This window comes from Ensifer sp. 22521 (genome assembly GCF_052044795.1).
Taxonomy (GTDB): Bacteria; Pseudomonadota; Alphaproteobacteria; order Rhizobiales; family Rhizobiaceae; genus Ensifer.
The window spans coordinates 1-11,963 of record NZ_JBQENM010000039.1 but is presented as its reverse complement, the minus strand read 5'-3'; the positions used below and the strand labels follow the sequence as shown (position 1 = coordinate 11,963).

The window sequence follows — 11,963 nt, the reverse complement described above, 5'->3', positions numbered from 1 at the left end:
CGCCTGAGGTTTCTTCCCTCATTCCTGTGCTTGTCACAGGAATCCAGCAGCGCCGCGTCCGCGGCGCAGAAGAGGACAGAGGTCAATAGTCGTCGGGGGAGGTCTCGCCGCGCCGACGCGCGGCGGCTGGATGCCTGTGACAAGCACAGGCATGAGGGGAGCAGAAGTCGTGCCTTCCAAAACCTCGTGCCCCAAACGAAAACGGCGCCCCTTGCGGAGCGCCGTTTCCAAATGAATGTCCGACTGGACGATCCGGCTTAGGCAGCCTGGATGTTGACGGCCTTCGGGCCCTTGCCCATGCGATCCGGCTCGGTGTCGAAGGTGACCTGCTGGCCATCCTTGAGCGTTGCGAGGCCAGCGGCCTGAACGGCGGAGATGTGTACGAACACGTCCTTCGCGCCGCCATCCGGCGTGATGAAGCCGAAGCCCTTGTCCTGGTTGAAGAATTTTACGATGCCCTTGGTGGCCATGGAAGAAGTCCTTTTCCTTCAGTCAATTTGCGTTGCCCGCGCCCCCGAGGGGATGTGGGCATCTCGTCTTCCGCTTGCAAGCGGAAAGGCGTCGAGTGGTCACGATATCGGGGAAAAGACGTCTACGGTGCCGATGCCGGCGGTCCGGCACGAAGCCGGGCGCAGTTGAAAGTCCAGTCTCCGGGATAGAAATCGCCCGAACGGCGCAAGAAGTGACAGGATTTGCAGAAAAAGGCAAGCGCCTTGTACGACGCATCAAGGCGCGGAGTGTCAGGCTTTGCAAGGCTTTGGCCGATTTCTCGCCACTCCATTCACGCCTCCGGCAGAAAAATCGGGGACGGTCCGTTTCTCGACACAATTTCGTCCCGACCGCGACCGAACGTGCGCGCCGCCGACGGGGCCGGTCGCGGATCGCAGCGGATGCTGTCGTTGCGCTTGGCCGCGTGCCTAAGGCTTGCACATCCTCGGGATAACGCGCAGGCTTTACCGAAGGTTGGTTCCGTCTTCGCTGGCGATGGCGTAGCCACTGGCAAAGGCGACGGGCCGACATTCCGCCTGGAGCGGACGAAGGTCGCCTAGCCTGGACGATTAAGTCGCCTTGGCCGGGCGATAACCGGGAAGACTGGGCGAAGTGTCGCCCAGAGGGCGAAGTGTCGCCCAGAGAATGCGCCGGCTGGCTCGACCGGGTGGCGGAAATGACAGACGAAGTGGGGACAGCGTGATCGACCCTTACGAATTGCTTGGACTGGAACGCGACGCCGACAATCAGGCGATCCGCAGCGCCTATCGCAAGGCGGCGAAATCCGCGCATCCGGATTCCGGCGGCGATCCCGAACAGTTTGCGCGGCTGCAGGTGGCCTATGAGCTGCTCAAGGATCCCGTGCGCCGCAAGGTCTATGACGACACCGGCTACGATCCGCAGCTCGCCGATCCGCGCGACCTCAAGGGGCTGATGATGCTGGAAACGCTGGTCAACGAGTTCATTCTCGACGAGCGCGAGCCCGGAACCTTCGATCCTGTCGCCGCCATGCGGCGCAAGCTCTCCGACGATATCGTCAAGAGCCGCTTCCATATCCTCGAGCTCGAGCGCCACCGCGCCCGCGTGCGCAAGCACCTGGACCGCCTCGGCCGCCGGCCGGAAACCGATGTGCTCGGCTCGATGCTGCGCGCCCGCTCGCGGTCAATCGCCGAGGCGATCAAGAATGCCGACGAGCAGATCAAGACGATCGAGCAGGCCTATGAGATGCTGGAAGGCTACAGCTACGAGCTGGAGGCGCTGGAGATGAAGGCGCACGCGGCGGAGTAAGGCGCCGCCTCGGGCGCTGTCGCGTTCGTTCTGGCTTTGCGACGAAAGGCATGGCCGCGCCTGATATGCGGCTGCCGGCTCCCTGATCGCCGATCCTGCTGTCGGCGGCGTTCGCCTACGCGCCGCCGCTGTGCAGCCGCCTCTGTCGGTGTCATACTCTCTCCCTGTCCCTGGGGCCGGGACCTCCGCCGAGCCTGGAGCGAAGGAGAGTGGCATGAGCCGTCGCTTGAACATGCGCGTTGCCTTTCTCCTTCTGGGGATCGTGCTCGCCGCCTACCTCGCGGTCAGCTACTTCCTGGTCCCGGAGCTATGGCTCTTCCACGATGACCGCCGGAAGGTTCCGCTCAATCCCATGGTGACATCCACGGAGCAGGGCATTCCCGGTGATCCGATCAATGTCGGGCTGGTCGGCACCAAGGAGCAGATCATCCGTGCCTTTAACGCTGCAGGCTGGGATGCCGCCGACAAGGTCACGCTGCGATCGTCCGTCGACATCGGCCTCAGCGTCGTGCTCGACCGCCCGGATCTCGATGCGCCTGTCAGTCCGCTGTTCTACGAGGGGCGCAAGCAGGATCTGGCCTTCGAGAAGCCGGTCGGCCGCAGCGCCGACCAGCGCAACCATGTGCGCTTCTGGCAGACCGCGACGCCTGCCGAGGGCGGTGGCCCGCTCTGGCTCGGTTCGGCGAGCTTCGACCGCGGCGTTGGCTTGAGCCACGACACCGGCCAGATCACCCACCACATCGGTCCCGATCTCGATGCCGAACGCGATCTGGTGATCGGCGACCTCAACAAGGCCGGACAGGTGTCGCGGACCTATGAAATCCCCGGCGTCGGTGCCACCAAGACCGGCCGCAACGGCGGTGGCGACCCCTATTTCACCGACGGCAAGGCGCTGGTCGGTGTGCTCAAGCCGGCAGCAGTTGGCAGCGGCGCGGGGATTGCCAAGTGAGGCTCGGCGGCTCGTGCTGCCTCGCCTTGTGGAGCCAGCCCCCAGCGCGCCTTTCGACTTACGCCGGCTGCCCCATGAACTGCGACAGCGATGCGAAATCGTCGTGCAGGTGGCCGGCCTCGATCGCCCGGCGGAAGATCGCCTCGTATCCCCCAGTGATCGTGCGGTCGATGCCGCGGGCTTCCATCAGGTCGACCAAATGGTGAAACGCGCTGTAATGCGGCGATACGGACGAGAGCGTTTCGGCATCAGCGTCATAGCGCCCGGCGGCGCTGCGTTTGATGAGGTCGGAGACGAGCCCCTCGACCACCGGCGCCGTCGCCGTCCATTGTCTTGCGAGCACGCCGAGATCGATCGCCTCGGCCCGGCAAACCGCGATCGACTGCAGCGCACCGAACAATGCGCCCCACATCAGCGCCAGCACGGCGCTGTCGAGCGCATTGGCGAGGCCCGGATCCTCGCCGATGAACTGGACATTGCCGCCGAGGGCGCCGAGCACGTTACGGCCTTCCTCGAAAACAGCTGAAGGACCGGAGACAAGCAGCGTGCCCGCTTCGGTGCCGATGAAGTCCGGCGTCGCCAGGATCGCGCCGTCGAGATAGCGGGCACCCTGCCGCTGCGCCCAGCCGTGCGCCTCGCGGCCACCATCGGGCGTGCCTGACGTGAGTTCGATGATCAGTCTGCCCTCGAGGGCACCGGCGACCTCCTTGTCGCGCAGAAGGCTTTGCGTCGCCTGGTAGTCGCTGACATTGACAATGACGACCTCAGATGCGGCGACCGCATTGCGCACGCTTGCCGCCACCTCGGCCCCGGCGGCAGCGAGCGGCGCCGCCTTTGCCGGCGTGCGGTTCCACACCGTCGTCGGGTGCCCGGCCTTGAGAAGCGCATACGCCAGCGCCGATCCCATGCGCCCCGTTCCCAATACGCTGATTGCAGGTTGCATTCCCAGTCTCCATATCCATGGCGCGGGAAGGGCGCCTGCACCCTTATCCCGCCCTGATTTCCACAGCGACGCGGTTGTCGTCGCGGTTCAGACGTAAGGTGGGCGGCCCGGGTCGCAATACGCACCGGATGGTAAGTGCTTACCGCGACGTAAGGGAGGATGACGTGACGACAGCAATGGAAAACTGCGGCTTTGCCACCGCGCTCAGGGCGATCGAGGGAAAGTGGAAGGTCGATATTCTCTGCGAACTCGGCAAGGCCGCCCGCCGCTTCGGCCGCCTGCGCCAGGCGATCCCTTTAATCAGCGAGAAGATGCTGGCGCAGCAGTTGCGTGAATTGGAGGCCGACGGCCTCGTCAGCCGCACCACCTATCCGGAAATCCCGCCAAAGGTGGTGTACGCGCTGACCGAACGCGGCGCGGCGCTGAACTTGGCGGCGGCGGCTCTCTGCAAGTGGGGCGAGGAGTTTGGCGGCGATGACGAGGTGCGGCCGGAGGCGAGGGTGGTTGCTGCGGGCTGACCGGCGGTAGCGTCGCCCGGGTGAAACAGTGGCGGCGCCCGCAAACGCGCGCGCCTTTGAGCACGCCCTTATGACCGCGCCCCTGTGTCCACGCCTTTGTGTCCACGCCCCTGAGCACCTCCCTCCGGAGCGACGATCTTAGCGGTCACAGCCCGCTCGCCCCTCATCTCTGTGCTTGTCACAGAGATCTAGCAGCCGCACGTCCGCGCGGCGGGGTATGCCGAGCCGGCACGCTGGGTGCTCGCGCATTCGGGGCAACGCATCCCCTCGTGCCGCCGACTCGGCGCGGCTGGATTCCTGTGGCTCCGGGTGCCCGCGATTTCCTGCGCCTGCGGAATTTTCATCCCTGGCATCCGGTTCCCTTGGGGCAACGATCTTCTGTCCACCCTCATCTCTGTGCTTGTCACAGAGATCCAGCAGCCGCACGTCCGCGCGGCGAGAGATCCCGAGCCATAACGAAGACTTTCTCGTAATGGTCGGCGCATCCCCCCGCCGCAGCGCGGCAGGGGGATGCCTGTGACAGACATGGGAATGCGGGCGGTGGGACGCGTGATCGCCGCGCTACTTCACCACGGCATGGCGCTTGCGGCCAAGCGAGAGCCGAACCGGATGCTCGCCGAGTGAGACGATTGTCTCTGCATCCTCAACGACTTCTCCGTCCAGGCGGACACCGCGCCCGGCGATTGCCCGCCGTGCCTCGCCTTTCGATGAGGCCAGTCCTGCCCGCACCACGAGGTCGACGAGACCTATGCCCTTCAGGCGCTCGGCATCGCTCAGCTCGACCGTCGGCAGCCCCTCGGCCGCTTCACCCGCGCCAAAGGCCTGCCGCGCCGTTGCCTGCGCCCGCCGGGCTGCCTCCGGCCCATGCGCCAGCGCCGTTGCCTCATTCGCGAGGCGTTCCTTGACCACGTTGAGGTCCGCGCCCTCGGCGCGACCCAGTCTTTCGATCTCGTCGAGCGGCAGATCGGTGAAGAGTTTGAGAAAGCGCACCACATCGGCATCCTCGGCGTTGCGCCAGAACTGCCAGTAGTCGTAGGGCGACAGGCGGTCTTCGTTGACCCAGACGGCGCCGGCCGCCGTCTTGCCCATCTTGACACCCGAGGCGGTGGTCAGCAGCGGCGTGGTCATGCCGAAGACCTCCGCGCCCTCGATGCGGCGCACCAGGTCGACGCCACCGACGATGTTGCCCCACTGGTCGCCGCCGCCGAGCTGCAGCCGGCAGCCGGTGCGACGGAACAGCTCGAGGTAGTCGACCGCCTGCAGGATCATGTAGTTGAACTCGAGGAAGCTCAGGTTCTCCTGCTGCTCCAGTCGCGTCTTCACGCTGTCGAAGGAGAGCATGCGGTTGACGGAGAAGTGCTTTCCGACGTCCCGCAGCATGTCGATCCAGGCCATCCGGTCCAGCCAGTCCGCATTGTTGACCATGACAGCATCGCTCGGCCCGTCGCCGAAGGTCAGCAGCCGCTCGAACACTTTGCGGATGCCGGCGACATTGGCCGCGATTTCCTCCTCCGACAGCATCGGCCGCGCCGCCGAGCGAAAACTCGGATCGCCGATGCGCGTGGTGCCGCCGCCGATCAGCACGATCGGCTTGTGGCCGGCCTGCTGCAGCCGCCGCAGCGCCATGATCGGCATGAGATGGCCGACATGCAGACTGTCCGCCGTTGCGTCGAAACCGGCGTAAACCGGCACGATGCCAGCCGCGAAGGCGCCGTCGATGCCCGCAAGGTCGGTCACCTGGTTGACATAACCGCGCTCGACCAGCGTCCGGGTGATCGCGGAGCGCGGCTGAAAGGCATCGGTGGGATTGTCGGAATCGGTCATTAGGGCTCTCCATGGCATTGCCGCCAGGGAGCACTGAACAAAACAAAGCCGCCTGACGGCGGCTTGTTTCAAGACATGATCGAAACGCGCCGCTCCCTATGGGGACGTCGCATAATAGGTGGCAGCGATAAGCGCGGTCTTGATCATCGTGTAGTTGTAGCGGTGATTGGGGGAGGCGGCAAGGGCGTGGGTAGCCTTTGATGAGTGCGAGTCGAAAATTCAACATATCGATAAAGACAGAAAAATATTCTGTGTTCAAAAAGGTGGAAATAGGCCGATTGGTGAACATCTACTTGAATTTCTGTCCCCGTATTGCCAGCCTACGGTTGCATTTTTGCCAGCCGCAGTTTTCGGGTAGGAAATACGATAAATTATGTTCAAGAGAATTGAGCTTCTCAATTTTACGAACGATTTAGCGTATCGTGCCGGGAAAGAAACATTCTAGTTGGTCCGAACAACGCCGGGAAATCATCAATTCTAGACGCGCTTAGGCTTTTTGCCGATGTTCAACGTTTCGCAAGTCGTCGTGTTCCGCACTTTGAAAGCTATCCAGGAATTGGGGTTTGCGCGGCGTATGAGGCGAGCAACAGCATTTTCAGCGTAACTCTAGAGAACATATGTCGGAATTATTCAGAAGAGTATGCTGAGATTGTCATTCATAGTGAGAACGGCAGCAAGCTTCATATAAATATAAATCCAGAATTGATGCCGAGGATATACGTAGAGTCGGATACAAAGCTTGTGAAAAACAAAAGCTTCTTTTCCCGGTGCTTTCCGGAAAGGGTCGTAGTCGTTCCAACTTTGAGCCAGTTCGAGGAGGGTGAAAAGCCGAATGATCCCGAGTATGTCCGCTCAGTTGAATACACGCGGCTTGCCGCAAGAAATTTTCGCAATATTTGGCGCAACAAAAGTCCGGCTGAGTTTGAAGAATTTCGGGAACTAGTCAGTGCGCACTGGCCCGGCATTGAGGTTCATGCGCCCGAACTAAACGGTCGCTACCCACCTCAAATTCAAATGTTCTTTCAAGAGAACGGCCTGCATCGGGAAATTTACTGGTCTGGGTTTGGTTTCCAGGCTTGGCTTCAAATGATGACTCATTTTCTGCGAGGAGAGGAGAGCGATATTCTTGTCCTCGACGAACCTGACGTTTACTTACACGCAGATTTGCAGCGCCGATTATTTCACGTCGCAAAAAAGAGATTCAAACAGATCTTTATCGCTACCCACTCTGCGGAACTTATGAACGAAGCAAATGCTGCGGATGTTATCTTGATCAAGCCCGGACTTGTGAGCGGTGCACGTATCACATCGGACGCGGGGTATCGTAGCGCTCACGCTTTGCTAGGTTCATCAGAGAATGCAGACTTTGCTCGCCTGGCTCGCGCGAAGAGAATAGTTGCGTTTGAGGGAAATGACAGGACGCTTTTTAAGAGGTTTGAGCAAAAGGTTTTAAAGGGAGGCGTTCTTTCTGATCCTGATACGCTATCTATAAAAATAGGCGGCTACGAACACTGGCACAGAGTCGATAATTTAACTTGGATGTTCAAAGAGTTATTCGGGATGGAGGCAAAGATTGTTGCTTTGTTCGATCGAGATTATCGTTCGGATGCGGAGATCGACGATTTCCAACGAAGGCTGTCGGACTCTGGCGTCGTTTGTCGAGTACTTCAGCGCAAAGAACTGGAGAACTACCTGCTGGAAACTGAGCCACTATGCGCTGCAATCCAGAAAGCTGGCCTTCGTCGGGAAGTACGTATCTCTGAACGTGAAGCGCAAGATTTGATTGCGACCGTCGCTGAAGTCCATCGTGAGGATTGCTTGATAAATATTCAGTCCTTTGCGACCAAGTACTCTAGCTTAAAAAGAGATGGGAGAGATCCGTCGACAGTTCTAAAAACTGCAAAAATCGAGTTTGACCAGGATTGGTCCACCATCGGCTTCAAGAAGCGTATCGGTGGAAAGCAGTTTCTTATAGATCTCAATGTCGCTCTAAGGGACAAATACGGAATCAACATTTCAAACGCGATGATTGCGGACGAGTTTGAAGTGCGCCACGTCGATGATGACATGTTAAGTATCCTGGGATTGGTCAATTCTGCTTTGTCGTGAGTAAGCGCTCTCAGCTTCTTCGGCCTCATATACTTACTCAGATCGATTTACCTCACCGCCCCGGCCGCCCCGTTTTCCCCTTCGTCCGGCCCTTCTGCCGCTTCTCATCCGCCGGGTCCTCATAGGAGCCGACGCCCGGCTTCGCCCGGGTGAGGATCGGTTTTTCCGGGACGTGGCCGATGACCGGCTTTTCGGTGCGGCCGACGGTCATTTCGTCGAGGGTGTTCCTGCGGAACAGCGATTTGTCCGAGCCGGCGGGTGTCGCAACGTCGCGGCCCATGTCATCGAGGTGGGGTTTCTGGAACAGCGACTTTTCGTCCGTGGTCTTGGATCCTCGGGTCGATCCTCGGGTTGAACCCGAGGACGAGGATGACGTCGACGAGGAGGCGCCCTTGCGGCCTTCCTGCGACCTTGCCTCTTCCCGTGCCATCGGGTCGTCCATCGCGGCGAGTTCGGCGGCCTTGAGGCGTTTGATCTCGTCGCGCAGGCGCGCGGCCTTTTCGAAGTCGAGGTCGGCGGCGGCGTCGCGCATCTGCTTTTCCAGCGCGTTGAGGTGCGCCTGCAGGTTGTTGCCGACGAGATGGCCGCCGTCGGCAAAACCCTTGCCGGCGACGCCGGAGATGTCGGCGCGGACGTGGTCCTTCTCGTAGACCGAGTCGAGGATGTCGGAGATTTTCGCCTTCACCGATTCCGGGGTGATGCCGTTGGCCTCGTTGAAGGCCATCTGCTTTTCGCGGCGGCGGCTGGTCTCGTCCATGGCGCGCTGCATCGAGCCGGTGATCTGGTCGGCATAGAGGATGACCTTGCCGTCGACGTTACGGGCGGCGCGGCCGATGGTCTGCACCAGCGAGGTCTCGGAGCGCAGGAAACCTTCCTTATCGGCGTCGAGAATGGCGACGAAGCCGCATTCGGGAATGTCGAGGCCTTCGCGCAACAGGTTGATGCCGACGAGCACGTCGAAGGCACCGAGGCGCAGGTCGCGGATGATCTCGATGCGTTCCAGCGTGTCGATGTCGGAGTGCATGTAGCGCACGCGAATGCCCTGTTCGTGCAGGTATTCGGTGAGGTCTTCGGCCATGCGCTTGGTGAGCACGGTGACGAGCGTGCGGTAGCCGGCGGCGGCGGTCTCGCGGATTTCGCCCAGGACGTCGTCGACCTGGGTTTTCGCAGAGCGCACTTCGACGGGCGGGTCGATCAGGCCGGTCGGGCGGATGACCTGTTCGGCAAAGACGCCGCCAGACTGTTCCAGCTCCCAGGAGCCGGGGGTCGCCGAAACGGCGATCGTGTCCGGGCGCATCGCGTCCCACTCCTCGAAGCGCAGCGGGCGGTTGTCCATGCACGAGGGCAGGCGGAAGCCGTATTCGGCCAGCGTCGCCTTGCGGCGGAAGTCGCCGCGATACATGCCGCCGATCTGGCTGACGGAGACGTGGCTCTCGTCGATGAACAGCAGCGCGTTGTCGGGGATGTATTCGAACAGCGTCGGCGGCGGCTCGCCGGGATTGCGGCCGGTGAGGTAGCGCGAATAGTTCTCGATGCCGGCGCAGGAGCCGGTCGCCTCCAGCATCTCGATATCATAGCGGGTGCGCTGCTCCAGCCGCTGGGCCTCGAGCAGGCGGCCGCCCTTTTCCAGCTCGGCGAGGCGATGCACCAGCTCTTCCTTGATCGCCTTGATGGCGCCGTTCAGCGTCGGGCGCGGGGTGACATAGTGCGAGTTGGCGTAGATTTTCACCGACTTCAGGTCGCCGGTCTTCTGGCCGGTCAGCGGGTCGAACTCGGTGATCGCGTCGATCTCGTCGCCGAACATGGAGATGCGCCAGGCGGCATCCTCCAGGTGGGCCGGAAAAATCTCGATGGTATCCCCGCGCACGCGAAAAGAGCCGCGCTGGAAATCCATGTCGCGGCGCTTGTACTGCTGCGCCACCAGGTCGGCGAGAAGCTGGCGCTGGTCGAGCCGGTCGCCGACGCTCATCTGGAAGGTCATGGCGGTATAGGTCTCGACCGAGCCGATACCGTAGATGCAGGAGACCGAGGCGACGATGATGCAGTCGTCGCGCTCCAGCAGCGAGCGGGTGGCCGAGTGGCGCATGCGGTCGATCTGTTCGTTGATCGAGGATTCCTTCTCGATGAAGGTATCCGAGCGCGGCACATAGGCTTCCGGCTGGTAATAGTCGTAGTAGGAGACGAAGTACTCGACCGCGTTGTTGGGGAAGAAGTTCTTGAACTCGGAATAGAGCTGGGCGGCCAGCGTCTTGTTGGGCGCGAGGATGACGGCGGGACGCTGCGTTGCCTCGATCACCTTGGCCATGGTGAAGGTCTTGCCGGAACCGGTGACGCCGAGCAGCACCTGGCTGCGCTCGCCGGAGGTCAGGCCCTCGACCAGATCGGCGATCGCCGTCGGCTGGTCGCCGGCCGGCTCGTAATCGGAGACCATCTGGATCTCGACGCCGCCTTCGGATTTCGGCGGCCGGGCAGGCCGGTGCGGCGTCCAGAGCTTGCCGTCCTTGAACAGCGGGTTGCCGCTTTCGATCAGCGCCGACAGCGCTTCCACCGTGGCGGTGACGCCGGATTTGGCCGTCAGCCTGTCGGCATCCTCCAGCGACACGTCCAGGCCGGCGACCGGGTTGAGACCGGCGGCGGCGCGCGTCTTCGGGTCGGTCGAGCCGCCCATGGAGGTGCCGCGGGCGGACTTGCTGCCGACGATTTCGACCTTGCCCTTCTTGCCCGCCTTCTTCGGCTGAGCGTCGTCATCCGTGCCGGCCGCCTTGCGCGCCGCCTTGGAGGCGGCGATCTCCACCGTCTTGCGGTGCTTGCCGGCCTTGGAGGCGATCTGACGCTGGGTTTCGAAAGCGGAGGCTTCCGCATCCGCCTCGAGCTGCTTCACCCAATCCGAGACGTTGCCGCTGAGCGGCGTGCCGGACAAGGGCGCCTGCGGCGCTTCTTCGAAACCGGACGGCGTGGAGGGCTTCGGCGGGGCATTCTTCGGAGCTTTGGTCATGGCGGGGAATATGGCGAGAGTCCGGTCGAAAGAAAAGGGGCGAGTGAGTACAAAAAGGCAACATTTCGCAGTGCTTCGGCGCAGCTTTGCACGCGAAACGGCAGGGGCGTGGCGTTGAATTTGCGGACGACTGGGCGCCGAACGAGTGGCAGCGCCACCACTCGGGCCGACGGCCGGGTCACGCTTGCCTCAACCGCGACGAGCCGGACTGGCTCGTTGATATAACTCTTACGGTTGCGATGTGCCGTTACGTTACTCCAATTGGGCGACAAGACATAAATCCCTGCAGCGTGATAACAATAACACTTTGGAGGGTGCCATGTTCTACTTGCGTGGCGCCGCACTCATCTCGATTTGTGCTGCGTTTTGCCAACCGCTTCCTGTCAGCGCTGCAGAGCCCGTCGGCCAGGCGGTGCAGATTCGCACGTCAGTCAGCGGCGCGCGAGGTCCGATCGCGGTCAAGGACCCGGTCTACAAGGACGAACGGATTTCGACATCGAAGTCCGGTCTCGGCCAGTTCGTCTTCCAGGATGGCACCAAGCTTGCGGTCGGCTGGGGTTCGTCCGTGGTCATCGACAAATTCGTCTACGATGATGCCAAGTCGGTGAAGAAGCTGACGATCATGGCCGCCAAGGGCACGTTCCGCTGGATCAGCGGCAAGTCCGGGCACTCCGCCTATGAAATCGTCACGCCGGCCGGCACGATCGGCGTTCGCGGCACCGCCTTCGATTTTTATGTCGGCCGCGACGGCACGACCGCTGTCGTGCTGCTCAGCGGCGCCGCAAGCTTCTGTGGCGCCGGCGGCTGCCGGCAATTGACGCAGCGTTGCGACTGCGTCGTCGCCAAGCC

9 protein-coding genes and 1 pseudogene are annotated in these 11,963 nt (G+C 62.0%); 6 read left to right on the top strand and 4 right to left on the bottom strand.

Annotated elements, in window-relative coordinates; genetic code table 11:
- Positions 1–257: 257 nt before the first annotated feature.
- On the bottom strand, positions 258–470 hold the full coding sequence (locus tag ACTJKE_RS33760) for a cold-shock protein (protein WP_034788487.1): 213 nt from the start codon (positions 468–470) through the stop codon (positions 258–260).
- 664 nt (positions 471–1,134) lie between these two features.
- Here ACTJKE_RS33760 and ACTJKE_RS33755 point away from each other — a divergent pair.
- Complete coding sequence (locus ACTJKE_RS33755) at positions 1,135–1,776, top strand: J domain-containing protein (protein WP_093232964.1); 642 nt, start codon at positions 1,135–1,137, stop codon at positions 1,774–1,776.
- A gap of 214 nt (positions 1,777–1,990) precedes the next feature.
- Positions 1,991–2,725 carry an LssY C-terminal domain-containing protein gene (locus ACTJKE_RS33750; protein ID WP_058324222.1) on the top strand — a complete coding sequence of 245 codons (735 nt, stop codon included), beginning with the start codon at positions 1,991–1,993 and terminating at the stop codon, positions 2,723–2,725.
- Between the two features lie 58 nt (positions 2,726–2,783).
- On the opposite strand, the gene ACTJKE_RS33745 is transcribed toward ACTJKE_RS33750, so the two are convergent.
- The gene (locus ACTJKE_RS33745; RefSeq protein ID WP_110878707.1) at positions 2,784–3,668 is read right to left on the bottom strand and encodes an NAD(P)-binding domain-containing protein; all 885 of its coding nucleotides are present in this window, start codon (positions 3,666–3,668) and stop codon (positions 2,784–2,786) included.
- Positions 3,669–3,832: 164 nt separating this feature from the next.
- On the opposite strand from ACTJKE_RS33745, the gene ACTJKE_RS33740 reads away from it, so the two are divergent.
- Positions 3,833–4,186, top strand: a complete 354-nt coding sequence (locus tag ACTJKE_RS33740) for a winged helix-turn-helix transcriptional regulator (protein ID WP_440693688.1) — start codon at positions 3,833–3,835, stop codon at positions 4,184–4,186.
- A 561-nt stretch (positions 4,187–4,747) separates the two neighbouring features.
- Here ACTJKE_RS33740 and tyrS read toward each other — a convergent pair.
- Positions 4,748–6,010, bottom strand: a complete 1,263-nt coding sequence (tyrS, locus tag ACTJKE_RS33735; RefSeq protein ID WP_110878705.1) for a tyrosine--tRNA ligase — start codon at positions 6,008–6,010, stop codon at positions 4,748–4,750.
- A 438-nt stretch (positions 6,011–6,448) separates the two neighbouring features.
- Here tyrS and ACTJKE_RS33730 point away from each other — a divergent pair.
- Together ACTJKE_RS33730 and ACTJKE_RS33725 are read left to right on the top strand one after the other, a co-directional pair.
- Positions 6,449–6,520, top strand: a pseudogene (locus tag ACTJKE_RS33730) (AAA family ATPase); the annotation flags it as partial.
- Between the two features lie 231 nt (positions 6,521–6,751).
- Positions 6,752–8,119 carry an ATP-dependent nuclease gene (locus ACTJKE_RS33725; RefSeq protein ID WP_440693686.1) on the top strand — a complete coding sequence of 456 codons (1,368 nt, stop codon included), beginning with the start codon at positions 6,752–6,754 and terminating at the stop codon, positions 8,117–8,119.
- A 52-nt stretch (positions 8,120–8,171) separates the two neighbouring features.
- Here ACTJKE_RS33725 and uvrB read toward each other — a convergent pair whose 3' ends face one another.
- A complete protein-coding gene (uvrB, locus tag ACTJKE_RS33720; RefSeq protein ID WP_113514130.1) occupies positions 8,172–11,114 on the bottom strand; it encodes an excinuclease ABC subunit UvrB in 2,943 nt (980 codons plus the stop codon).
- A gap of 319 nt (positions 11,115–11,433) precedes the next feature.
- On the opposite strand from uvrB, the gene ACTJKE_RS33715 reads away from it, so the two are divergent.
- Positions 11,434–11,963, top strand: a 530-nt coding sequence (locus ACTJKE_RS33715) for a FecR family protein (protein ID WP_440693684.1), incomplete at its 3' end; no start/stop codon positions are given.